Genomic DNA, 23,768 nt, shown 5'->3' with positions numbered 1-23,768 from the left:
TCTGTTATCATCATACCATAGAATGGACATCAAGAAAGCGAGGAACGACCATGGCACATTGGCCTGAAGCAACAACGATATTGAAGTTAATCGAGGCGGCGGACACGATTATGATCCATCGACACGTCCGTCCCGACCCAGACGCGCTCGGAAGTCAACTCGGCTTAAAGCGAATCATCGAGCGGGCTTACCCGGATAAACACGTTTACGTCGTCGGCGGGATCGCCCGCGACCTCGAATTTTTAGGGAAGATGCAACACGTGGAGCCGGAGATGTATGACGAGGCGCTCGTCCTCGTGCTTGATACAGCGAACCACGAACGAATCGATGGACCATACGCCTTGAAAGGGAAGACCGTCGTCAAGATCGACCACCATCCTGACGAAGACGAGTATGCGACACATCAGATCGTCGATACGACGGTCAGTTCGACGTCGGAGATTGTGGCCGAGCTCGCTCGGATATGGGGCTTGGCTATCGATGAGCAGTCGGCGTTCTTACTTTTCGCGGGTATCGTCGGTGATACGGGACGCTTCCAGTTCCGGAACGCGACGCCGCACACGTTTGAGATCGCTGCTGACTTGATCAGTTACGGCATCGACACGAACCGCTTGTACCGCCAAATGTATAAGACGAACTTGGCGACACTCCAACTGCAAGGTTACGTCCTGCAAAACGTTCAAGTGACAGAGGCTGGCGTCGGATATGTCAAAATCGACGCCGACGTGCTCCGGACGTTTCATGCGACGCCGGAAGCGGCATCGTTGCTCGTCAACAGCTTCTCTGGACTGGAGGGGTTGAAATGTTGGGTCATGTTCGTCGAGAACAAAGATGAGATTCGTGTCCGTATCCGCTCGAAAGGCCCGGTCATCAATGAAGTCGCCAAACGTTACCGTGGCGGCGGGCATCCGATGGCAGCCGGTGCGACAATTGACACGTGGGAAGAAATGGACGATGTGATTGCCGCACTAGAAGAAGTGGCCGCACCGTTCGAATTTGAAAATGAAGAGAGCTGACCGCGGTCAGCTCTCTTCATTTTGTATCGTCGTCTTGTGGGATGAACCACGTGCCGCGATCGGTGACGTCTTCGACGACGTCAAGTTGGTACTCGGCAATGTATTTGCGCAGCCGGTCGATAATTTCAGGGCTGTCGGCAAATACGGTCTGTCCGTTCTGTAAAAGTTCTAACTTGTCGCGCGCGATTTTACCCCGATTAATAATCATACGCTTTTACCCCCTTTTATCATTCGTTTTGTCTATAATTATTGTATCAGAGAAGCATCGAGATGAGTTTGACAATTAAGAAAAAAGAGAGAGGGGGGCGCTTGTGCTCCATTTAAATGTAAGATCAGCGTTTAGCTTGATGCATAGCACGATTCGCCTAGAGCAATATGTCGCCTCGATGGCGGAGCGGGGGAGTAAGTCGGTTGCGGTCGCAGATGACGCGTTTTATGGCGTTCCTCAATTTGTGAGACTATGCGAACGCTATGCAGTCAAGCCGGTCATCGGTCTACGGACGAGCCTTCATGTCGACGGGCTCGAGTTGGCCGTGCTCGTGTATGCGATGACCGACCTAGATATTGCAAAGTTGTATCGCATCGTCGAGGCAGGCGGATTGACCGAACCGACGGATTTATCGGTCGTCATCTTACCTGAGAATTGGAAAACGAGTGACCCGGTCCACCGACGTCGTTTGTTTAACCGTATCCTCGGCTTTGTGGCAGAAGAACGATTATGGCTCGGGTTGCCGGCTCCGCAGACGACCGAACAGACGCTCATCGTCAAACAGCTTCGGGGGATGCGCGAAGAACTCGGTGTTCGTTTAGTGCCGACGCCAGAGACGTGTTATATGCGACCAGAAGATTTTGAAGCGTATCGTGCTATCGTCGCAATCGGGGAAGGCGAGGTCATCTCCCAAGAGGACGTTCATCAAAAAGGTAAGTATGTGCGGCTGCCGAGCGAGATGAACGATTGGTTCGAACCCATGGAGCTCGAGGAACTCGCGCGATTCGATCAACTTGTGTCAGTAACGCAGATTCCGGCCGCGACTGCCGCGATCCCGGAACTGCCTGATGCCGTCGAGCGACTCAAACGTCTCGTCGCGGAGCGATTGAAAGCACTCGATTTGCTCAACGACACGTATATCGATCGGGCCCGGTACGAGCTTGACGTCATCGCCGGTACGGGGTTCGCCTCATACTTCTTGATTGTCGAGGACATCGTTCGCTTCGCCAGGGAGCAAGGCATCGAAGTCGGTCCAGGTCGTGGTTCGGCGGCCGGGTCGCTCGTCAGTTTCGCGCTCCATATCACAGAAGTCGACCCTGTTCGCTTCGATTTGCTGTTCGAACGTTTCTTGAACCCGGAACGGATCAGCATGCCGGATATCGATTTGGACTTCGAAGACGAACGGAGAGATGAGGTCGTCCAGTACGTGCTTAATAAGTATGGACTGCATCACGCCGCTCAAATCGGTACGTTAGCCACATTCGGTGCGAAGGCGGCGCTGCGTGACGTAGCGCGTGCTCTCGGGATGACGCTTGAAGAAGGCCAGGCTGCGAGTAAACAAGTCAAGGACGACGGAATCGCGGGCATTACGAACAATCCGACTAAAATGAAGTGGTTTGCCGGAAGTCAAAAACGGTCGCACTTGTTGACGATTGCGTCTCAATTGGAAGGTTTGCCGAGGCAAGCGTCGATCCATGCGGCCGGGATCGTCTTGAGCCGAGATCCGCTTGACACGGTAACGCCGCTTCAACCGACGGACGGGGGTCAAGTGACGCAATATAATATGAAGGATCTCGAGGCGCTCGGACTGCTGAAAATCGATTTGCTCGGCCTCCGGAACTTGACACGATTGCGCGAGATGGAGATGTTGATTCGTGACACCGATTCACTATTCTCCCTAAAATCGATCCCGCTCGATGACAACCGGACGTTACGCGTTCTCGCACGAGGCGATACAGACGGCGTCTTTCAGTTTGAGTCGGACGGGATGAAGCAGGCGCTGCGGCAAGTGAAGCCGACCGAGTTTGAAGATATCGTCGTCACGATGTCGCTTTATCGCCCTGGACCGATGCAGTTCATCGAGACGTATGCCAAGCGTAAGCACGGGATGCCGTACAAGCCGGTCCATCCGATCGTTGGCGAAGTGATGGAGACGACTAAAGGCGTGCTCGTCTACCAAGAACAAGTCATGAAGTTGTTGCGCGAACTCGCCGGATATTCATACGCCGAGGCCGATTTGATTCGTCGAGCCATCGCTAAAAAGGATATGGCCGCCATCGAGGTCGAGAAAATCCGTTTTTTGGAGAAGACGGCGAAGCACGACATGGATTCGATGCGACAAGTATTCTCATGGATTGAAAAATTCGCGGGCTACGGGTTCAACCGGTCGCACGCCGTCGCCTATAGTTTGATCAGTTATCGATTGGCGTATGTGAAAGCGCACTTTGAACGCATTTTTTATCTCGTGACGTACGATAAGACGAATCAACTCGTGCGCATGCTCCGGAAAGGGAAAATCCCCGTCTATCCTCCTGACGTCTTGCACGGGAAAGCGGGAGCGTTTCTAGAAGGTCCGGGTGTCCGTCTGGGCCTCAAGGCGATTCAAGGATTGACGAAGCGGGACGTGGAACGATTGATTGAGCATCACGATCAGTTCACCGATGTGAAACGACTCGTGGAGCTGATGGACTGGGGAACGAAAGATCAGTTGAAATTGCGCCGTCTGCTCGGTTCCGGGGCGTTAGACCGTATGTACCACGGGGAGCGGAGCCAAGCTTTCCGGGCTGTGGAACGCTTGCGGGAAGAGACGGGGACACATTTGCTCCCGGATGAACTGTCGGCCCTCGGTTTGAAACGGACCGAGATGCCGGAACCGAATTGGTCGGAGGAAGAACGCGAGGCGCTCGGGACGTGGATCGTCCACTCACCTTTGACGACGGTGGCACCCCTTCAAGTGGACACGGCCACAATCGAGGAAGTGTTGCGCGGCGACAGAGGGTTTATCGTCGTTTACGTCGATGCGATCCGGACGTTTAAGACGAAGAAAAACGAGGAGATGGGTGTCGCCATGGTCGATGATGGGGTCTCGCAAGATGAGGTCGTCATCTTCCCGCGCGTGTTCGCAAACTACGCACGTTCGCTCTATGTCGGGAACGTCCTATTGCTCGAGGTTCATCCAAACGAACGGGACGGGCGGATTCAACTCGTCGTGGAGCGGGTACGGCCGTTAAACGGTCAAGCGTTGTTCGTCCGACTTCGCCGTGAATCGTTCGCCGAGCTCGAAGAACTCCTTCATACAGCAAGTGGGGACGTCCCGGTAATTTGTCGCTTCTCTGACTCAAAAGAGGTGAAGCAACTGGCGTCTGCTTACTCGGTCAATCCGACGGAATCCTTCATGACCGCTTTGAAGAACCGGTTCGGGGAAGCGGACGTCGTCTTAAAGCGGGTCGATTCAAAAACGTCCAGCACGGGAACTAGTACCAAGTCATAAAAAGTGGTATAATCTGTTTGATTGGTCTGACCACTTTAAAGAAAATGCCATCCGAAAAGGAGTTGAACGGTCAGATGCATGGAAAATACGCATCCTCATTTCACGAAAACATTTCTAAAATTAGATCGTTGATCGTTCAGGCATCGCTCGCGCCGGGCGACCGTCTTCCATCCGAACGTGAACTTGCCGAGACGCTTTCAATCAGCCGCGCTTCGGTCCGAGAGGCGCTTCGGGCCCTCAGCTTTCTTGGGATCGTGGAGACGCGTCACGGGGGCGGGACGTTTTTGTGCGAGCAAGATCGGCACCGCTACATCGAGATCTTGTCTGAGTTTATCGTCACGAAACAGACGAAAGCGTCCGACATCGTCGACGTGTTGCGGTTGCTTGAGCGCCTGGCGTTCTCTGAAGTCGAGCCGACACCGGAGCGGGTCAAGCTGCTCGAAGTGAACTTAGCGAATGACCGCGAGTTCCGACAACAGCTGATTCTAGGCCTAGGCAATGAGCTCTTCATTCGAATTTGGAGTGAAGTGAACCGATTTTATGACGGGACGGACGCAGGTGAACTGTATACGATCGAAGAACGAACACAATTATTGGAGATGTGGCGCAAGGTGAGGATGCCGGAATGAACGAGGGGGAAGCGATGACTGCTTTTTTCAAGAAACCAAAACGATACATGCCGTTGCGTCAACGAGAACCGAAAATTGACGCACCACAAGGATTGATGACGAAATGTCCATCCTGTAAATATATGCATTATACGAAACAATTGAACGAACACCATAAAGTGTGCGATTGTGGCTACCATTTCCCGCTCAGTGCAGATGAGCGGATTCGATTGCTCACTGATGAGAACTCATTCGTGAAATTTGCTGGACCGCGCGTGAAAGAAAATCCGCTCGATTTTCCAGATTATGAAGAAAAATTAAAAAAAGACAGGGAACGAACTGGGATTGAAGAGGCGATTGTCTGCGGCCGCGGAATGATCTCTGGCCGTCACGCCGTCATCTGTGTCATGGACGCGCGCTTCCGGATGGGGTCGATGGGGGCTTATGTCGGGGAAGCAATCGCTTCAGCCGTTCGGACTGCGACCGCGGAACGGTTACCTGTCGTGTTGTTCACCGCTTCAGGCGGTGCGCGCATGCAAGAAGGGATGGTCAGCCTCATGCAGATGGCGAATACGTCCATCGCGCTCAAGCAACATGACGAGGCCGGATTGCTGTATATCGCCTACTTGACCCATCCGACGACAGGGGGCGTCTCGGCTAGTTTTGCCATGCTCGGTGACTTGAACGTCGCCGAACCGGGTGCGTTGATCGGCTTCGCCGGACGGCGAATCATTGAACAGACGATTCGTGAAAAATTACCAGACAACTTCCAAACTGCTGAGTTCTTGCTAGAGGCTGGTCAACTCGATGCCGTCGTTCATCGTGAACAGATGCGTTCGTTCTTAAAGAACATCATCGATTTACATGACGGGGGGGCACACCATGTTTGACTCAACGAAAGAATTGAACGAACAACTCGTAAAGTTGCGCGAGATGGCGGAAACGAAAGGGATCGACCTATCCCGGGAGATCCGCCATCTCGAGACGAAGCTCCACCGATTAGAAAAAGACAATTATGGGAATATGAAACCGTGGGATCGCGTGCAATTGGCACGGAACCCGAAACGGCCGACGACGCTCGACTATATCGATCAGCTGTTCCCGGATTTTATTGAACTGCATGGCGACCGCCACGGATATGATGATGCGGCGATCGTCGCGGGGATTGCCACGCTCGACGGTGTCCCGGTGACAATCATCGGCCATCAACGCGGCCGCAATACGAAAGAGAACATGTTGCGAAACTTTGGCATGCCTCATCCGGAAGGGTATCGCAAAGCGTTACGGTTCATGAAGCAGGCCGAGAAATTCAACCGGCCGGTCATCACGTTCATTGACACGAAAGGTGCTTACCCGGGTAAGGCGGCCGAAGAACGCGGACAAAGTGAGGCGATCGCACGCAACTTGTTTGAGATGGCGACGTTAAAAGTCCCGATTGTTTCTGTCGTCATCGGCGAGGGCGGTTCTGGAGGAGCGCTCGGCATCGGTGTATGCGACCGGCTGCTCATGCTCGAGAACAGCACGTACTCGGTCATCTCGCCAGAAGGTGCGGCAGCACTGCTTTGGAAAGATGCGAAGCTGGCGGAACGGGCCGCTGAAACGATGAAGATTACAGCACAAGATTTGCTCGATTTAGGGATTGTCGATGAGATTGTGACGGAAGTGTTTGGTGGAGCTCACATCGATGTGTCACTACAGTCTTCGCTCTTGAAGCCTGTATTAATACAACACGTCAGTGAGTTGGTGAAACGCTCGCGTGATGAGTTGCTGCAAGGGCGCGCTGCCAAATATCATCAAATTGGCACATTTGGTTCGTGAAAACGGTAACAACCGCTTGAGGCTCACGTTAAACGACTCACGAAATGACTGCTTCCGACGGTACCCCATGCATTTTTTTCACATACTTGTGTTGTAAAACAAAGGTCAGACATGGTATTTTTATTTCAGATTTCGTTAAAACACATAAGAGGTGAGTGACGTGAATTTAAGACGAATTGCGGTATTGACAAGTGGGGGAGACGCCCCCGGAATGAACGCTGCAGTCCGTGCAGTGACCCGAAAAGCAATTTTTGAAGGTCTAGAAGTGTACGGCGTGTATAACGGCTATCAAGGTTTGATTGAAGGCGATCTCGTTGAATTGAACCTAGGTTCAGTCGGCGATATCATTCAACGCGGAGGAACGTTCTTACGTTCTGCCCGTTGCCCAGAGTTTAGAACTGAAGAAGGCCGGGCTAAAGCGGTCAAACAGTTGAAGAAATACAACATCGATGCGCTCGTTGTCGTAGGCGGAGACGGTTCTTACCGTGGAGCTCAGAAGTTGACGGATCTCGGTTTCCCGACAATCGGACTACCTGGTACGATCGACAACGATATTCCGGGAACGGACACGACGATCGGATTTGACACAGCGCTCAACACGGCGCTCGATGCGATCGACAAGATTCGTGACACGGCTTCTTCACATGAACGTACGTATGTCATTGAAGTGATGGGTCGCGACGCGGGTGACATCGCTCTTTACGCCGGTCTTGCCGGTGGAGCGGAGTCGATCCTCGTCCCAGAACGTCCTGAAGACTTGAGTGCGATTGTGGAGCGGATCAACCATGGTGTTGCCCGCGGCAAGAAACACTCGATTGTCGTCGTTGCTGAAGGAGCTGGCAGTGCCGAAGAGATTGGTAAGCTCATTGCTGAGCAGACAAACTCGGAAACACGTGTCACGATCCTTGGACATATCCAACGTGGTGGTTCACCAACTGCCGCCGACCGCGTGCTTGCTAGCCGGATGGGCGCTTACGCCGTTGAAATCCTGTTAGAAGGCAAAGCTGGACGGGTCGTTGGAATCCGTGGCGGTAAAATGATGGACCTCGATATCGACGAGGCGCTCGACCATAACAAGCATACGCTTGACATGAAGTTGATCGACCTGTCGAACCAACTTTCGATTTAACGAGTGACAGTGAACTCCACAGAGACGGGATCAGGTCAATCGACCCCCCGTTTTCTGTGTGTAAATGTAATACATCCCCTAGGAGGTTTTTATTTATGCGTAGAACGAAAATTGTATGTACGATCGGACCAGCTTCAGAGAAGCTTCTCCCGGAAATGATTGAAGCTGGAATGAACGTGGCTCGCCTTAACTTCTCACACGGTGACTACGAAGAGCACGGAGCACGTATCCGCGACATCCGTGAAGCATCACGCGTCGCAGGCAAAATCGTGACAGTCCTTCTCGATACGAAAGGTCCTGAAATTCGGACGCATACGTTCGCAGACGGAAAGGCACTCCTTGAAAAAGGGAAAGAAGTGACAATCGTCTCAACAGAAGAAATCGTCGGAACGAAAGACCGTTTCTCGGTCACGTACGAAGGATTGTTCGATGACGTCGAAGTCGGTTCTAGCATCATGCTCGATGACGGACTCATCGGTCTCCGTGTCGTCGAAAAACTTCCGAACCGCGATCTTCGTTGCATCATTGAAAACGAAGGCGTCATCAAGACGAAGAAAGGTGTCAACTTGCCGAACGTCAAGGTTAACCTTCCTGCCTTAACAGACAAAGATATCGCGGACATCGAGTTCGGTATCTCGCAAGATATCGACGTGATCGCGGCTTCATTCGTACGTCGTGCGTCTGACGTCGTCGCCATTCGTCAACTTCTCGAGAAGCACGATGCGTCGCACATCAAGATTTACCCGAAAATTGAAAACCAAGAAGGTGTCGATAACATCGACGAGATCTTGTCTATCTCTGACGGTTTGATGGTTGCGCGTGGTGACCTCGGTATCGAGATCCCGACTGAAGAAGTCACACCGGTACAAAAAGAATTGATCAAGAAGTGTAACGACCTCGGTAAGCCGGTCATCACAGCGACACAAATGCTTGACTCGATGCAACGCAACCCGCGCCCGACACGTGCGGAAGCGTCTGACGTTGCCAACGCCATCCTCGATGGTACGGATGCGGTCATGCTCTCAGGTGAGACGGCTGCAGGGGACTACCCAATCGAGTCAGTTCAAATGCAAGCAGCGATCGCTGTTCGTACAGAGCGTATGCTTGACTACAAAAACTTGCTCAAAGATCGTCAAAAACGCAGTGAGCATACGGTAACGGATGCGATCTCACAAGCGGTTGCCCATACGGCAATCAACTTGAACGCGAAAGCGATCTTGACGCCAACACAATCAGGTTACACGGCTGCCCGTACAGCGAAATATCGTCCGGAAGCAAACATTATCGCGGTGACTGAATCAGAGCGCGTCGCTCGTCAGTTGAACCTCGTTTGGGGCGTATACCCGATCGTTGCTGCTACAATGCCGAACAACACGGATGAGATGTTGGTTCAAGCATCTGAAGCAGCTCGTCACGCTGGACTCGTCACAGACGGCGACCTCGTCGTCATCTCAGCAGGTATTCCGGCAGCGACTTCTGGTACGACGAACATGATGAAAATTCACATCGTCGGACACGCTCTTGCAAACGGACGCGGCATCGGTGAGCGCGGCCTCGTCGGAGAAGTCGTCGTTGCGAACAATGCGGACGAAGCGAACGCGAAAGCAAAAGACGGCATGATCCTCGTCGCACCGTTCACTGATAAAGAAATGATGCCAGCGATCGAAAAAGCAGCCGGCATCATCACGGAAGACGGCGGATTGACGAGCCATGCCGGCATCGTCGGACCATCGCTCCGTAAACCGGTTATCGTCGGTGTTGAATCTGCAACGTCTACGTTCCGTGACGGACAGATGATCTCGATCGACCCGCTTACTGGAAAAATTTATAACGCGTAATCGAATGACAATCGAACCGACCTTCTCATGAGGTCGGTTCTTTTTCCATTCAGAAAGAGGGATGAACCATGGGTGCTTATTTATTTCTGCTATTACTCGTCTTGATCGGGGTGATTGCTCATAATCAGTCCATCATTATCGCAAGCAGCGTACTCTTAATCATTAAAGCGATCGGCTTCGGAGACCAGTTGTTCCCGACGCTCGCCGCAAAAGGGATTCATTGGGGTGTGACGATCATCACGATCGCCGTCCTCGTCCCAATCGCGACCGGAGACATAGGTTTTAGAGAATTGTGGAATAGTATTAAAGGACCGGTCGGCATCATTGCCTTTTCGTCCGGTATCTTTGTTGCCCTCGCCGCCGCCCAGGGCGTGCAATTGATGCGTGTCGATCCGGTCGTGACGACGGCCTTGCTCGCAGGCACCATTCTCGCGGTCGGATTCATGAAAGGCGTTCCGGTCGGACCACTGATTGGTGCCGGGATTGCCGCGCTCATTTTAGGGGGATATAACCTTATCGAGAAGTGGGTTTGACATTTTTTTACGACTGGATACGCTTACATTTCTTTTTTTCAGTAAATTGTTTATACTAGACGGAGGACAGGGTGGCGCGAACTCGATACGTGCTGGGGAGATTTATCGAACCCCCACCCTTATTCCCTGCAAACAGACTGTATGATGCGGTCGACTACTTTCAAAGACTGAGGGGGAGTTATGAATGTCAACAACTAAAGGGTTAGAAGGAATTGTGGCAGCAGCCTCAAAAGTCAGTTCGATCATTGACGGACAATTGACTTATGGAGGATACACAATCGATGACTTGGCAGACCATGCCACGTTCGAAGAAGTCGTCTTTCTATTATGGAACGACCGCCTTCCGAAGGCAGATGAATTAACGAAACTCTCAGAAGCGCTCGTTCAAGAAGCGAAGTTGCCAGAAGATGTCATCGCGACACTCGAGCGGGCACCAAAGTCTGCGAACGCGATGGCCACGATTCGCACGGCACTCTCTCAACTCGCGTTGTACGATGAAGAGGCTGAGGATATGAGTGAAGAGGCAAACATGCGTAAAGCGATTCGGCTTCAAGCACAAATCGCGACGATCGTGACTGCTTTCGCGCGGTTACGGAAAGGCAAGCAACCGATTGCGCCGAAGCAAGGCTTGTCGTATGCAGCCAATTTCTTATACATGTTGAACGGGGAAGAGCCGAATGAAGTCGCCGAGACTTCAATCGACAAGGCGCTCATTCTTCACGCCGATCATGAGTTGAACGCTTCGACGTTCACAGCCCGTGTCTGCGTAGCGACGCTCTCAGATATGTATTCTGGTGTGACGGCAGCGATGGGCGCACTCAAAGGTCCACTTCACGGTGGCGCCAACGAGGCGGTCATGAAGATGCTTCACGAAATCGGTTCGGTCGACAAAGTCGAAGACTACGTGCGCGGCAAGTTCGAACGCCGTGAGAAGATCATGGGCTTCGGTCACCGTGTTTATAAGGACGGCGATCCGCGTGCGAAACACTTGAAAGAGATGAGTCGCCAACTGACGGCTCAAATCAATGAGCCACACTGGTACGAGATGTCTGAGAAGATCGACCACCTCGTCGAGACTGAAAAAGGGCTCAAACCGAACGTCGACTTCTACTCGGCTTCGACGTACTATGCGCTCGGTCTTGACGAAGAGCTGTTCACGCCGATCTTCGCGGTCTCGCGGATGTCAGGCTGGATCGCACACATCCTCGAGCAATACGCCGACAACCGTCTCATTCGTCCGCGTGCCGAGTACGTAGGCGAAACGAACCGTTCATACGTACCGGTAAACGAGCGTTAATTGACGCATCGTTCGAAGATTACGTCACAATTTAGACATAAACTTTGGTAAACTAACAGATAACGTAGGTCGGCGCTCGCGTCGGCCTACATAAATGTACTTAGGGGGATTCATATGTCAACACAAGGTCAAAAGATTACAGTAGAAAACGGTGCACTCAACGTACCAAACGTACCAACGATTCCATTCATCATCGGAGATGGAACAGGCCCAGACATCTGGAACGCTGCAGTTCGCGTCTTTGATGCAGCTGTCGAGAAAGCATACGGCGGCGAGAAGAAGATCGAATGGAAAGAAGTGTTCGCTGGCGAGAAGGCGTTCAACCAAACGGGTGAGTGGCTTCCTAACGAGACGCTCGACGAAATCCGTGAATATTTGATTGCCATCAAAGGACCGCTCACGACACCGGTCGGCGGTGGAATCCGTTCACTCAACGTGGCGCTCCGTCAAGAACTCGACTTGTACACGTGCTTGCGTCCTGTCCGTTACTTCACTGGCGTCCCGTCACCGGTCAAACGTCCTGAAGACACAGACATGGTCATTTTCCGTGAGAACACAGAAGATATTTATGCAGGGATCGAATACGCTTCAGGCAGCGACGAAGTGAAGAAGTTGATCACGTTCTTGAAAGAAGAGATGAACGTCAACAAGATCCGTTTCCCAGAAACATCGGGTATCGGCATCAAGCCGATCTCGTCAGAAGGAACGAAACGTCTCGTTCGGGCATCGCTCGAATACGCGATTGCGAACAACCGTAAATCGCTCACGCTCGTCCATAAAGGAAACATCATGAAGTTCACAGAAGGCGCCTTCAAAAACTGGGGGTATGAACTCGCAGAAGAAGAGTACGGCGACAAAGTGTTCACATGGGCCCAGTACGACCGCATCAAAGAAGAGTCAGGCGAAGCTGCTGCGAACGAAGCGCAATCGAAAGCGGAAGCGGAAGGCAAGATCATCGTGAAAGATTCAATCGCTGATATCTTCCTCCAACAAATCTTGACTCGTCCGCGTGAGTTCGACGTCGTCGCGACGATGAACTTGAACGGTGACTACATCTCGGACGCGCTCGCTGCCCAAGTCGGCGGAATCGGGATCGCACCAGGGGCGAACATCAACTACGTGACAGGACACGCCATCTTCGAAGCGACACACGGTACGGCACCGAAGTATGCTGGTCTTGACAAAGTCAACCCGTCATCTGTCATCTTGTCAGGTGAGATGATGCTCCGTCACATGAACTGGAACGAAGCGGCTGACCTCATCGTTCGTTCGATGGAGAATACGATCGCATCGAAAGTCGTCACATACGACTTTGCCCGTCTCATGGATGGCGCGACAGAAGTGAAATGTTCAGAGTTTGCGGATGAACTGATCAAAAACATGTAAGTAGCACTCAGTTTGGACTAAACCAAGGGGGAGAGCACAATGATTCGTCGCAACAAGATTTCTGTTATCGGTAGCGGATTCACAGGGGCCACGACGGCACTATACTTGGCTCAAAAAGAGTTAGGAGACGTCGTCCTTCTCGACATGCCAGAGTTTGAGAACCCGACGAAAGGAAAAGCGCTCGATATGCAAGAAACGGCGCCGATTCAAGGATTTGATTCGTTGATCACCGGGACGTCGGATTACGCCGACACGGCTGATTCGGACATCGTCGTCATCACGGCCGGTATCGCCCGCAAGCCGGGCATGAGCCGGGACGACCTCGTCACGACGAACGCTAGCGTCATGCGGTCGGTCACGAAAGAGATTGTCAAGTATTCACCTGACGCGATCTTGATCGTCTTAACGAACCCGGTCGATGCGATGACGTATACGGTGTTCAAAGAGTCGGGCTTCCCGAAAGAGCGCGTCATCGGCCAGTCCGGCGTGCTCGACACGGCGCGGTTCCGGACGTTCGTCGCTTCGGAGTTGAACGTCTCCGTGAAAGACGTGTCCGGGTTCGTCCTCGGCGGTCACGGCGACGACATGGTGCCGCTCATCCGCTATTCGTACGCAGGAGGCATCCCGCTCGAGAAGTTGTTGCCGAGTGAACGCATCGACGCGATCGTCGCGAGAACGCGTAAAGGCGGCGGTGAGATCGTCCAACTCCTTGGCAACGGTTCGGCATACTACGCGCCGGCCGCGGCCATCGTCGAGATGGTGGAAGCGATTTTAAAAGATCAACGCCGCATTCTACCGGCCATCACGTATCTTGATGGAGAGTATGGCTTCCGTGACCTCTATCTTGGCGTGCCGACGGTTCTCGGTGCGAACGGGATCGAGCGTGTGCTCGAACTTGACCTGACGGATGAAGAACAAGCCGCGCTCAAGCGCTCGGCTGACTCGGTCCGCTCCGTCTTGAACGTCCTAACTTGAAAGAAAGTCTAGTCTGCGTCGCAGGCTAGACTTTTTTTGTTGGATTCGTTTTTCTTTCAAGCGTGCTAAACTGGAGATAGACAGTGGATTTGTTTTGTTTTTGTAAAGAATTGCTTTGAAGTTGGTCGCGAGTGGGATTGATTTGTAAAATAGGTAGTGTAAACGACTGAACCGATAGATTCGAGGAGGAACTAGTGTGGCCGATAAAGTAATTGTTGTCGATGACGAAGTATCGATTGCGACGTTATTAAAATTTAATTTAGAACAAGCCGGATTTGAGGTCGAGACGGCCCATGATGGAAAAGCGGGGCTTGAATTAGCCGAGAAACAAGACGCGGTGTTGATCATCCTCGACTTGATGTTGCCGGAGATGGACGGACTTGAAGTATGTAAACGGCTGCGCCAACAAAAAGTGAACACGCCGATCTTAATGTTGACGGCGAAAGACGACGAGTTCGATAAAGTGCTCGGTCTCGAACTTGGTGCTGACGACTATTTAACGAAACCGTTCAGCCCGCGCGAAGTCGTGGCCCGGGTCAAAGCGATTTTGCGCCGGTCAGGTCCACAGGAAACGACGACGGTCGACGCCGACGTCATCGAGATCGGAGACGTCAAAATCATCGCTTCGAACTATGAGGTTTTCAAAAAAGGCGAACGGCTCGAATTGACGCCGAAAGAGTTTGAACTGCTGGCTTATCTCGCCAAAAACAAAGGCCGTGTGTTGACGCGTGATCAACTGCTGTCAGCCATTTGGAACTATGATTTTGTCGGTGATACGCGCATCGTCGACGTCCATATTAGTCATTTGCGTGAGAAAATTGAGCCGGTAACGAAGAAACCGACGTACATCAAGACGATCCGAGGTCTCGGTTATAAGATGGAAGAACCGATGCCCGAATGAAGACGTATCGCTCGCGTTTCTTGCCGACACTCATCCTGCTCGTGACGGGCGTGTTGCTGACACTCGGGATCGTGCTCGGTCAACTGTTCAAAGATTTCTATTTGGACTCGGAGCGCGACCGGTTGAAAGAAGACGCTCAACTCGCCGCCTTGTATTTGGACGGGGGTGAACTTGAGCAGATTCGTGACTACGTTCGACAAATCGACGATGAGAGCAGTTTCGACATCTTGCTGTTGAACCGCCGGATGGAAGTGATTGCCGGCACGCCGTTCCGCGTCGGAGCGTTCGAATACCGGATTGACGCCAACGCGATTCCGGCTAACGGTGCGTTCGGCAACGCGACACGCGACGATTTGATCCAGTTTACGAAACCGATCGAACTGTCGACTGGTGAAACGGTCTACCTTAGCTTTATCCGTTATATTTCTGACTTAGAGGGTGTCTACAACCGGATTTGGCTGACGGTCGCGCTCGCATTGTTCTTCTCATTTTTCCTGATTCTATTCGTCCTCCACAATTTGACGAACCAGTTCATCCGGCCAATCGATGAGGCGACGATCGTGTTACGCGAACTCGCCGACGGGAATTACCGGGCCCGTGTGTATGAACTGCGCAACGATGAAGAGACGGGAAGTCTGGCCGGGTCGATCAACGTCCTCGCCCGTAACTTAGAGACGATCTCGCTCGGGGAGTCGGTGCAGCGGGCAAGGCTCGAGTCACTGATCGAGTATATGGGAGCCGGTCTGTTGCTCGTCGATGAACGCGGTATCGTCACGCTCGTCAACCGGTCGTACCGGGATATGTTCCAATACGACGATTTGATGATCGGCCAGTTTTACCATGGCATTTTACCGAGTCCGGACGTCGAGACGTTGATCGAGGACGTCTATTTGACAGAAGAGCCGCACCGTCGCCAGCTATCAATTCGAATCGGGTTCAACCAAAAGACGTATATGGTGTCAGCTGCCCCGATCTTTAGCGATACCGGCATGCTGCGCGGGACGACGCTATTGTTTAACGACATCTCCGAACTGAAACGGCTTGAGAAAATGCGGAAAGATTTCGTCGCGAACGTGAGCCATGAATTGAAGACGCCGCTCACTTCGATCAGAGGCTTCAGTGAGACGTTACTCGACGGGGCGAAAGAAGTGCCCGAGTTGCGCGATCAATTTTTGGATATCATCCAAAAAGAAGCGACACGCATGCAAATGCTCGTCGAGGACTTACTCGAACTGTCGCGGCTCGAACAGGAAAATTTCCATTTGGAGTTCACACCTGTCCAACTCAATCAGCTCGTCGAAGAAGTGTGTCTCGTCTTAAGCCAGAAGGCGGAGCAAAAATCAATCCATCTTGAAGCGCGTCACGAAGGTAGCGTCGTCCTGCAAGCGGACTTGAACCGGATCAAGCAAGTCATCTTGAACCTCGTTGCGAACGCGATCAACTATTCGCCTGAAGGTAGCCGGGTCGAGATTACGGTCGAGAAGCGGGAGACGACAGCGCGCTTGAGCGTCAAAGACGACGGGATCGGTATCGCTCCAAAAGAAGTGAGCCGCATATTCGAACGGTTTTACCGGGTCGACAAGGCCCGGAGCCGGAATTCTGGAGGGACCGGCCTTGGCCTCGCCATCGTCAAGCACATCGTCGATCTTCATCATGCGACGATCCATGTCGACAGCGTCGAAGATGAAGGGACGACGTTCACAATCGAATTCCCGCTCGCTTAACAAGGAATTTATGTCGCGTTCACACGACCTTTACAAACAGATGTTACTCTATTGATGAGACCTCTTCATCATCTCGTATCCCGGCCGGTGCTCATCTCCACTCGGTCGAGAAGATTGACCCTTTTCTAGTAATTAGAAAAGGGTCTTTTTTTTCGAACGCATGTGCCCGTATGATATGATGGATACAGAAGAGAATGGAGGTTGGACGATGAATAAATTACTGCTCCTCGATGGAAACTCACTGACGTATCGTGCGTTTTTCGCGTTGCCTCCGATGACGGATGCATCGGGACGAAACACGAACGCGGTGTATGGATTCACGATGATGCTTTTAAAGTTGATGGAAGACGAGCAACCGACGCATTTCGCGGTCGCGTTTGATGCGTCGAAGAAGACGTTCCGCCACGATACATATGCGGACTATAAAGGTGGGCGGCAGAAAACACCGGGTGAGCTCCGCGAACAGTTCCCGATCGTTCGTGAACTGTGTGAGGCGTTCGGGATCAAAGTGCTCGAACTCGATCAATATGAGGCTGATGACATAATCGGGACACTTTCGAAAAACGAGGCGTTCGAACAAGTCACGGTCGTCACGGGTGATAAAGATTTACTTCAACTGATCGATCAGCGGGTCACCGTCTACTTAACGAAACGTGGCATCACTGACGTCGAGACGATGGACGAGGTGGCGTTCCACGAACGTTACGAGGGCTTGGCACCTCGCCAAATGATCGATCTCAAGGGGCTGATGGGCGATAAATCCGATAACATACCGGGAATTCCGGGTGTCGGCGAGAAGACGGCGCTCAAGTTGCTGTCAAATTACGGCTCGGTCGAAGGGCTGTATGAACATACACATGAATTAAAAGGGAAGCAAAAAGAAAAAGTCGAGGCGAACGAGCAGGAAGCCCGGATGTCAAAACAACTCGCGACGATCCATACGGACGTCCCGATCGACGTCAGTGTGGATGACTTACAGTTCCATCCGTATGACGCGGCAAAAGTCAAACCGTTGTTCATGAGCCTTCAGTTCAAATCACTGGTCGGCAAGCTGAACACCGATGCGACGACGGAAGAGGCGGCAGAAGCGCGAGACGTGACGCACGTCGGCATCGAACAGCAAGATTTGACAGAAGCCGTCCTGTTTATCGAACAGCTGCGGGACGACTATTTCGAAGACGACATCATCGGTGTGGCGATCGCATCGAAAGTCGGTGTGACCGTCGGGGATATGTCGTTGTTAGACGTACCGGACGTGAAGGCTTGGCTGGCGGACGAGACCCGGAAAACGATCTGTTTGGATGCCAAACAGACGATCATTCAATTGAAACGGAACGAATTGACACTTCGCGGCTACGAAGACTTGCTCGTCGCCGGTTATTTGCTCAACTTGTCGGGCGGAACGACGCTCGATTCGATCGCCGCGCACTTCGATTACGCGTTGCCTGAAGACGAGGCCGTCTACGGGAAAGGGGCGAAACTGCACGTGCCGGAACAAGCGGTGCTCGACCAACATCTCGGCGAGAAGGCGATGGCCATCTTCACGTTGTTCGCGAAAGTCATTCCGGAGATCGACCAAAACGAGCAGACGTCGCTTTATCAAGATTTAGAACGTCCGCTCGCCTCGGTGCTCGCGGAAATGGAGTGGGCCGGGATTCACGTCGACGTGGCGACGCTTCAAGCGATGGAAACCGACCTCAGGGACCGGCTCGATCAGCTCGAGACAGAAATTCACGCGTTGGCCGGCGAGTCGTTCAATATCAATTCGCCGAAACAGCTTGGCGTCATCTTGTTTGAGAAGTTGGCACTCCCACCCGTGAAGAAGACGAAAACCGGATACTCGACGGCAGCCGACGTGTTAGAGAAGCTAGCGCCGCTCCATCCGATCGTCGAACATATCATGCATTACCGTGAGCTCGGAAAACTGCAGTCGACGTACGTCGAGGGCTTGCAAAAAGTCATCAAAGCGGACGGGAAGATTCATACACGCTACACGCAGACGCTCACACAGACAGGGCGACTGTCATCGGTCAATCCGAACTTGCAAAACATCCCGATTCGACTCGAGGAAGGACGCCGAATCCGTAAGGCGTTTACGGCAAGTCAGCCGGGCTGGGTGCTGTATGCGGTCGACTACTCGCAGATCGAGCTCCGGATCATGGCGCATATGTCGCAAGACGCGAAGATGCTCGAGGCATTTTTGAATGACGAAGATATTCATACGTCGACGGCGGCGAACGTGTTCCGTGTCGCCAAAGAAGAAGTGACGTCGCTCATGCGGCGTCAAGCGAAGGCGGTCAACTTCGGGATCATCTATGGCATCAGTGATTATGGATTGTCGCAAAACCTCGGGATCAGCCGGAAAGAAGCGCAGACGTTCATCGACACGTACTTCGAGCAGTTCCCTGGCGTGAAGCGCTTCATGGATGCCGCCATCGAGCGGGCGCGGGAACATGGGTACGTCGAGACGATGCTCAAACGTCGCCGTAACATCCCGGACATCCATTCCCGCAACTTCAACTTGCGCGGCTTTGCCGAACGGACGGCTATCAACACGCCGATTCAAGGGACGGCGGCGGACATCATTAAAAAAGCGATGATCGACGTCGATACGGCCCTTCGAGCATCGGGCCTGCAATCGAAACTATTGCTTCAAGTTCACGATGAACTCATCTTTGAAGGACCGCTTGCTGAGACGTCCGCGCTTGAAAAACTTGTGAAGCAGGCGATGGAACATACGATCACACTCGACGTCCCGCTTCGGGCGGACGGCTCGTTCGGTGAGACGTGGTTCGACACGAAATAAAGTAAAGGAAGGAAATCGATATGCCAGAATTACCAGAAGTAGAGACGGTCTGTCGCCGACTGCGACCGTTCGTCTCCGGAAAGACGATTCAAGACGTCGATGTACGCGACGCGAAAATCATTCGTGGACATGAGGCCGACGTGTGGGTACAACAGTTGATCGGCGAGACGATGGTCGACGTCGAGCGGCGCGGCAAGTTCATTTTATTTAAATTGACGAACGGCTACCTCGTCTCCCATTTACGGATGGAAGGGAAATTCTTTCCGCACAGCGAAGTCGTCGATCCGGTCAAGCATACGCACGTCGTCTTCACGTTCACCGACGGTACGAGCCTGCACTATAACGACGTCAGGAAGTTCGGCACGATGGAACTTCGGACGAACGACGAGTTGTTCGTGACGCCGCCGCTGTCGCTGCTCGCGCTCGAGCCGTTCGACCCTGAAGTGACGGCCGAAACGTTGCACGCCCGTCTGAAACGCATGAACGTGAGAGCAATCAAGACGGCGTTGCTCGATCAATCGATTTTTGTCGGTCTCGGCAATATTTATGTCGACGAGACGTTGTTCCGGGCACGGATTCATCCGACCCGGCCAGCAGCCTCGCTTTCACTCACTGAAGTTGAGACCGTCCGTCAAGAAGCGGTCGCCGTGTTATTAGAAGCGATCGAGCGGGGCGGAAGTACGATCCGCAGCTATACGAATCCGGACGGGGCGGCCGGAACGTTTCAAGAGACGCTCTACGTCTACGGACAGACCGGTGAACCGTGTAACAATTGCGGCCGGCCGATTGAAAAGATGAAACTAGGTGGACGGGGGACGCATTACTGTCCGCACTGCCAACAGTAAGAGGTGGACACAATGTTGAAAATTGGTTTGACAGGCGGCATCGCGACAGGGAAGTCGACGGTGTCCCGCCTATTCCGACAACAAGGGATCCCGATTATCGATGCCGACAAGATTGCCCGTACCGTCGTCGACCCTGAAGGTAAAGCTTACTCTGCTGTCCGAGAAGCGTTTCCGCGCTGTTTTGAAGGTGAGCAGTTGAACCGGCCGGCGCTCGGGCGAGAGATCTTCCATGATGAAGCGAAGCGGAAATTGTTGAATCAGCTCATGCATCCGGCGATCCGGGAAGAGATGCAGGAGCAGATGCAGATCTTTGCGGCAGCAGGGGAAGCTGTCGTCATCTTTGACATCCCGCTCTTGTTCGAAGGGACGATGCGTGACCTCGTCGATTATACGGTCGTCGTCTATTGCCGGGAAGAGATGCAGTTGATGCGTCTCATGGAGCGTAACGGCTTGACGAAAGAAGAAGCGCTCGCAAGGATCCACTCGCAAATGCCGATTGAAGAAAAGAAGCATCACGCTGACTTTTTAATCAACAACAACGGGGCGCTCGGGGACTTGTTGCCCCAAGTGACGCGTCTCGTCGAACAATTTCAAGACATGAAAAAAGAAGGCGACTGACGCCTTCTTTTTTTGTTCAGTTGAGCGGGTCTGAGTCCGGTCCCCCTTTTTTCCATGTGTCGAAAATGGCGCGCCCGTCGCTTGGATGTCCGTTCGAGTAATAGATCGGATAGAGCGAGAAGAACACATAGTAAAACGAGAAATAGGCGAACTGATACGTGTAGAGGGTCGGTTCAATCTCCCGTGTCAGGATAAACCCGTTCACAATCAAGATACTCGATAGATTGAAGATCGATCCGCCCGCGTAGACGATACTCCTCGTCAAGCGATTACTGTATTTCAAGTCTGAGAATTGGCACCAGGCGTCATAGAAGTAGACGCGGTTAAACTGCATGCGCCCGACCTTGAATAGTTTCTTCCCGGTCCCGATCTCCATATCTAGTGATCCCCCGAATAATTTCGCAAAAAAGAAATGACCGAATTGATGGATAATTGTCACAATCGGTAAGATGATAAAAAACGAGATGACAAATTGGTCTAAGTCTGTCCAATCAAACATATAACGTAGCTCCTTTCCAAAGCTCTACACCAAATTTCCCTCTTTTTCAAAAACGAAACTGTAAAAAAGTGATAAAAATGTGACGATACATAGTGAAAACGCTTCCATTTTTCCGTTATAATGGTGTCGTAACGCAGAAAAAAGGGGGAACTGGAATGGGGACGAAAGTTGCAATCAACGGGTTTGGACGAATCGGGAGAATGGTGTTTCGTAAATTGATGATTGAAGGGCGTCACGACGTCGTGGCGATCAATGCGAGTTATCCGGCGGAGACGCTTGCTCACTTAATCAAGCACGATACGGTCCATGGGCCGTTTGAGCTCACTGTTCGGGCGCATGGGGATATGCTCGTTGTCGACGGGAAACAGATTCGGTTAATCGCAGAGCGTGATCCGGAACGATTACCATGGAAAGAACTAGATGTCGAGATCGTCGTTGAGGCGACGGGGAAATTCAATTCGGACGTCGGGGCGCGCAAGCATTTGACGGCCGGGGCGCAGAAAGTCATTTTGACGGCGCCGGGAAAAGGCGACTTACGGACGATTGTGATGGGGGTCAATGATCGCGAGTATATGCCGGAGCAAGACCATATCATCTCAAACGCCTCTTGTACGACGAACTGCCTCGGACCTGTCGTCAAAGTGCTCGATTCGACGTTCGGCATCGAGACAGGACTTGTCACGACCGTACACGCCTACACGAACGACCAGAACAATATCGACAATCCGCATAAAGATTTACGCCGGGCCCGGGCTTGTGGTGGCTCGATTATACCGACGTCGACCGGGGCAGCCAAGGCGATCGGCCTTGTGCTTCCCGAGCTGCAAGGCAAGTTGAACGGAATGGCGCTTCGTGTCCCGACGCCAAACGTCTCGCTCGTCGATCTCGTCGTCGAGCTACGTCGTGATGTCACGGCCGCCGAAGTGAACGAAGCGTTCGAACGGGCCGCTTACGGAGAAATGACCGGGATTCTCGGTGTCTCGAACGAACCGCTCGTCTCAATCGACTTTAATGGAGACGAACGCTCCTCGATTATCGATGCGGATTCGACGATGGTGCTCGGCGGCAACCACGTCAAAGTGCTCGCTTGGTATGACAACGAATGGGGCTATTCGTGCCGCGTCGTCGATCTTTTGGATATGGTGGCGAGCTACCTGCAAATTGGCCAACAAGAAACGCACGCTTGAGAAAAATATATTCCGTCAAAAATATTTTAACGAATTCAAACAAATAGCTTGTATCGACGTCCCAAACAGGATACACTCAATCTCGTGAACTTCAATTGGTCTGACAAACGCAACTTAAAGGGTTAGGACCTCTTTGGACTAACTTGCCCCCGTGGTTGTGGGCGATTCAGGCACAAAGTGAGTGATCATCAACTACTTTGAGACCATTGATGTAAAGGGGGATCCACTAATATGGATACTATGGGACGTCACATTATTACAGAACTTTGGGAGTGCAATCCCGACAAATTGAACGATATCGACTACATCGAGCGTTTGTTCGTCGATGCAGCACTTCGCTCGGGCGCTGAAGTCCGCGAAGTCGCTTTCCACAAATTCGCGCCGCATGGTGTGAGTGGGGTCGTTATCATTTCAGAATCACATTTAACGATTCACAGTTTCCCAGAGCATGGTTACGCATCAGTCGATGTGTTCACATGTGGGGACCGGATCGATCCAGCGACAGCTTCACAATACATTGCTGAAGGCTTGGAAGCGAAAGTTCGCGAAGACGTCAAACTTGACCGCGGTATGGGACCGATTCGTGTTCCAGAAGCACAAGTGGCGATCAACAAATAATCCGATTGACCTTTTGGGGCTGGCCGATTTTCGGTCAGCCTTTTTAATTGTTTTGTTAAGTCGTTAATTTTGATATGCTTAACGTATATAAATTAGGTGCCGAGGTGGACAATGGGATTACTAGACAAGTTTCAAACACATATCCAAACGGATGATACGCATAAAAATGAGGCGTTGCGCACGCGCTATTTCGCGACGTCGCCGAACGCAGTCCTGACATGGTTAGATGAACGAATTAAAACGGAAGGGCAGACGGTGCGCCGAATCGACGCCGAGCGAGGCGAGCTCGCCTTTTACGGTGACGGTTGGGACGCGTTGGCCACAGTCGTTCAAGTGGACGGAGGGCGGACCGCCGTCGATTTCACGATGAATCGTGAACAAATGCTCGGTCCTGACCTGAAACAAGTTGTCGCTTCGTATTATGATGCTTTACAAAATAAGTTCCCACTCCGTGCCATCGGGAATCAATCTGTCGAACGATAAGGAGGGCT

21 protein-coding genes are annotated in these 23,768 nt (G+C 52.3%); 19 read left to right on the top strand and 2 right to left on the bottom strand.

Translation table 11 applies throughout. The annotated features are described in order from the left end of the window. Positions 1-50: 50 nt before the first annotated feature. Positions 51-1,016 (top strand): DHH family phosphoesterase, encoded by a 966-nt coding sequence (locus EVJ26_RS03220; protein WP_070326931.1) that lies wholly within the window; start codon positions 51-53, stop codon positions 1,014-1,016. Positions 1,017-1,032: 16 nt separating this feature from the next. Here EVJ26_RS03220 and EVJ26_RS03215 read toward each other — a convergent pair whose 3' ends face one another. After that, complete coding sequence (locus tag EVJ26_RS03215; RefSeq protein ID WP_131456060.1) at positions 1,033-1,224, bottom strand: YtzJ family protein; 192 nt, start codon at positions 1,222-1,224, stop codon at positions 1,033-1,035. 103 nt (positions 1,225-1,327) lie between these two features. On the opposite strand from EVJ26_RS03215, the gene dnaE reads away from it, so the two are divergent. The 15 genes from dnaE (at position 1,328) to coaE (ending at position 20,973) form a co-directional block, all read left to right on the top strand. After that, entirely contained in the window at positions 1,328-4,495 is a 3,168-nt protein-coding gene (dnaE, locus tag EVJ26_RS03210; protein ID WP_131456062.1) for a DNA polymerase III subunit alpha, read from the top strand. A gap of 74 nt (positions 4,496-4,569) precedes the next feature. Next, the gene (locus EVJ26_RS03205) at positions 4,570-5,124 is read left to right on the top strand and encodes a FadR/GntR family transcriptional regulator (protein ID WP_131456064.1); all 555 of its coding nucleotides are present in this window, start codon (positions 4,570-4,572) and stop codon (positions 5,122-5,124) included. A 14-nt stretch (positions 5,125-5,138) separates the two neighbouring features. Next, positions 5,139-5,993 carry an acetyl-CoA carboxylase, carboxyltransferase subunit beta gene (accD, locus tag EVJ26_RS03200; protein WP_071397830.1) on the top strand — a complete coding sequence of 285 codons (855 nt, stop codon included), beginning with the start codon at positions 5,139-5,141 and terminating at the stop codon, positions 5,991-5,993. After that, positions 5,986-6,921: an acetyl-CoA carboxylase carboxyl transferase subunit alpha gene (gene accA, locus EVJ26_RS03195; protein ID WP_131456066.1), complete on the top strand. Its 936-nt coding sequence runs from the start codon at positions 5,986-5,988 to the stop codon at positions 6,919-6,921. The genes accD and accA overlap by 8 nt, the downstream gene beginning before the upstream one ends. Positions 6,922-7,081: 160 nt before the next feature. Continuing rightward, entirely contained in the window at positions 7,082-8,050 is a 969-nt protein-coding gene (pfkA, locus tag EVJ26_RS03190) for a 6-phosphofructokinase (protein WP_131456068.1), read from the top strand. A gap of 95 nt (positions 8,051-8,145) precedes the next feature. Further along, positions 8,146-9,888 carry a pyruvate kinase gene (gene pyk / locus EVJ26_RS03185; RefSeq protein ID WP_131456070.1) on the top strand — a complete coding sequence of 581 codons (1,743 nt, stop codon included), beginning with the start codon at positions 8,146-8,148 and terminating at the stop codon, positions 9,886-9,888. Between the two features lie 68 nt (positions 9,889-9,956). After that, positions 9,957-10,421 (top strand): DUF441 domain-containing protein, encoded by a 465-nt coding sequence (locus EVJ26_RS03180; protein WP_131440022.1) that lies wholly within the window; start codon positions 9,957-9,959, stop codon positions 10,419-10,421. A 184-nt stretch (positions 10,422-10,605) separates the two neighbouring features. Further along, positions 10,606-11,718 (top strand): citrate synthase, encoded by a 1,113-nt coding sequence (gene citZ / locus EVJ26_RS03175; RefSeq protein ID WP_131469739.1) that lies wholly within the window; start codon positions 10,606-10,608, stop codon positions 11,716-11,718. A 114-nt stretch (positions 11,719-11,832) separates the two neighbouring features. Beyond that, the gene (gene icd, locus EVJ26_RS03170) at positions 11,833-13,104 is read left to right on the top strand and encodes an NADP-dependent isocitrate dehydrogenase (RefSeq protein WP_070326938.1); all 1,272 of its coding nucleotides are present in this window, start codon (positions 11,833-11,835) and stop codon (positions 13,102-13,104) included. A gap of 39 nt (positions 13,105-13,143) precedes the next feature. Next, positions 13,144-14,079 carry a malate dehydrogenase gene (mdh, locus tag EVJ26_RS03165; protein WP_070326939.1) on the top strand — a complete coding sequence of 312 codons (936 nt, stop codon included), beginning with the start codon at positions 13,144-13,146 and terminating at the stop codon, positions 14,077-14,079. A 196-nt stretch (positions 14,080-14,275) separates the two neighbouring features. Beyond that, the gene (locus EVJ26_RS03160; RefSeq protein WP_070326940.1) at positions 14,276-14,980 is read left to right on the top strand and encodes a response regulator transcription factor; all 705 of its coding nucleotides are present in this window, start codon (positions 14,276-14,278) and stop codon (positions 14,978-14,980) included. After that, positions 14,977-16,704 carry a two-component system histidine kinase PnpS gene (gene pnpS / locus EVJ26_RS03155; RefSeq protein WP_131469737.1) on the top strand — a complete coding sequence of 576 codons (1,728 nt, stop codon included), beginning with the start codon at positions 14,977-14,979 and terminating at the stop codon, positions 16,702-16,704. Before EVJ26_RS03160 ends, pnpS begins: the two co-directional genes overlap by 4 nt. A gap of 208 nt (positions 16,705-16,912) precedes the next feature. Then, positions 16,913-19,510, top strand: a complete 2,598-nt coding sequence (gene polA, locus EVJ26_RS03150) for a DNA polymerase I (protein WP_131469735.1) — start codon at positions 16,913-16,915, stop codon at positions 19,508-19,510. Between the two features lie 20 nt (positions 19,511-19,530). Beyond that, positions 19,531-20,355 (top strand): DNA-formamidopyrimidine glycosylase, encoded by an 825-nt coding sequence (gene mutM / locus EVJ26_RS03145; protein WP_131469733.1) that lies wholly within the window; start codon positions 19,531-19,533, stop codon positions 20,353-20,355. Positions 20,356-20,367: 12 nt separating this feature from the next. Then, entirely contained in the window at positions 20,368-20,973 is a 606-nt protein-coding gene (gene coaE, locus EVJ26_RS03140) for a dephospho-CoA kinase (RefSeq protein ID WP_131457960.1), read from the top strand. A gap of 16 nt (positions 20,974-20,989) precedes the next feature. On the opposite strand, the gene EVJ26_RS03135 is transcribed toward coaE, so the two are convergent. Next, entirely contained in the window at positions 20,990-21,472 is a 483-nt protein-coding gene (locus EVJ26_RS03135; RefSeq protein WP_131457961.1) for a site-2 protease family protein, read from the bottom strand. A 155-nt stretch (positions 21,473-21,627) separates the two neighbouring features. Here EVJ26_RS03135 and EVJ26_RS03130 point away from each other — a divergent pair, with 155 nt between their 5' ends. From EVJ26_RS03130 to EVJ26_RS03120, 3 genes are all read left to right on the top strand, one after another. After that, positions 21,628-22,659, top strand: a complete 1,032-nt coding sequence (locus EVJ26_RS03130) for a glyceraldehyde-3-phosphate dehydrogenase (RefSeq protein WP_131469731.1) — start codon at positions 21,628-21,630, stop codon at positions 22,657-22,659. Between the two features lie 231 nt (positions 22,660-22,890). Then, positions 22,891-23,277, top strand: coding sequence for an adenosylmethionine decarboxylase (gene speD / locus EVJ26_RS03125; protein WP_114167243.1), 387 nt, complete (start codon positions 22,891-22,893; stop codon positions 23,275-23,277). A gap of 111 nt (positions 23,278-23,388) precedes the next feature. Then, positions 23,389-23,760, top strand: coding sequence for a hypothetical protein (locus EVJ26_RS03120; RefSeq protein WP_131457964.1), 372 nt, complete (start codon positions 23,389-23,391; stop codon positions 23,758-23,760). The last annotated feature ends 8 nt before the right edge of the window (positions 23,761-23,768 follow it).

The sequence above is a fragment of the Exiguobacterium sp. SH3S1 genome, assembly GCF_004337105.1.
GTDB classification, from domain to species: Bacteria; Bacillota; Bacilli; order Exiguobacteriales; family Exiguobacteriaceae; genus Exiguobacterium; species Exiguobacterium aurantiacum_A.
Note: the sequence above shows the minus strand (reverse complement) of the source record. Positions and strands in the feature narration are given on the sequence as shown.

Coding starts and splice junctions, on each gene's coding strand:
- EVJ26_RS03120 (WP_131457964.1), top strand. CDS start 23,389: ATGGGATTACTAGACAAGTTTCAAACACATATCCAAACGGATGATACG.
- mutM (WP_131469733.1), top strand. CDS start 19,531: ATGCCAGAATTACCAGAAGTAGAGACGGTCTGTCGCCGACTGCGACCG.
- polA (WP_131469735.1), top strand. CDS start 16,913: ATGAATAAATTACTGCTCCTCGATGGAAACTCACTGACGTATCGTGCG.
- accA (WP_131456066.1), top strand. CDS start 5,986: ATGTTTGACTCAACGAAAGAATTGAACGAACAACTCGTAAAGTTGCGC.
- icd (WP_070326938.1), top strand. CDS start 11,833: ATGTCAACACAAGGTCAAAAGATTACAGTAGAAAACGGTGCACTCAAC.
- coaE (WP_131457960.1), top strand. CDS start 20,368: ATGTTGAAAATTGGTTTGACAGGCGGCATCGCGACAGGGAAGTCGACG.
- pnpS (WP_131469737.1), top strand. CDS start 14,977: ATGAAGACGTATCGCTCGCGTTTCTTGCCGACACTCATCCTGCTCGTG.
- EVJ26_RS03130 (WP_131469731.1), top strand. CDS start 21,628: ATGGGGACGAAAGTTGCAATCAACGGGTTTGGACGAATCGGGAGAATG.
- pyk (WP_131456070.1), top strand. CDS start 8,146: ATGCGTAGAACGAAAATTGTATGTACGATCGGACCAGCTTCAGAGAAG.
- EVJ26_RS03205 (WP_131456064.1), top strand. CDS start 4,570: ATGCATGGAAAATACGCATCCTCATTTCACGAAAACATTTCTAAAATT.
- mdh (WP_070326939.1), top strand. CDS start 13,144: ATGATTCGTCGCAACAAGATTTCTGTTATCGGTAGCGGATTCACAGGG.
- accD (WP_071397830.1), top strand. CDS start 5,139: ATGACTGCTTTTTTCAAGAAACCAAAACGATACATGCCGTTGCGTCAA.
- citZ (WP_131469739.1), top strand. CDS start 10,606: ATGTCAACAACTAAAGGGTTAGAAGGAATTGTGGCAGCAGCCTCAAAA.
- speD (WP_114167243.1), top strand. CDS start 22,891: ATGGATACTATGGGACGTCACATTATTACAGAACTTTGGGAGTGCAAT.
- EVJ26_RS03135 (WP_131457961.1), bottom strand. CDS start 21,472: ATGTTTGATTGGACAGACTTAGACCAATTTGTCATCTCGTTTTTTATC.
- EVJ26_RS03215 (WP_131456060.1), bottom strand. CDS start 1,224: ATGATTATTAATCGGGGTAAAATCGCGCGCGACAAGTTAGAACTTTTA.
- EVJ26_RS03180 (WP_131440022.1), top strand. CDS start 9,957: ATGGGTGCTTATTTATTTCTGCTATTACTCGTCTTGATCGGGGTGATT.
- EVJ26_RS03220 (WP_070326931.1), top strand. CDS start 51: ATGGCACATTGGCCTGAAGCAACAACGATATTGAAGTTAATCGAGGCG.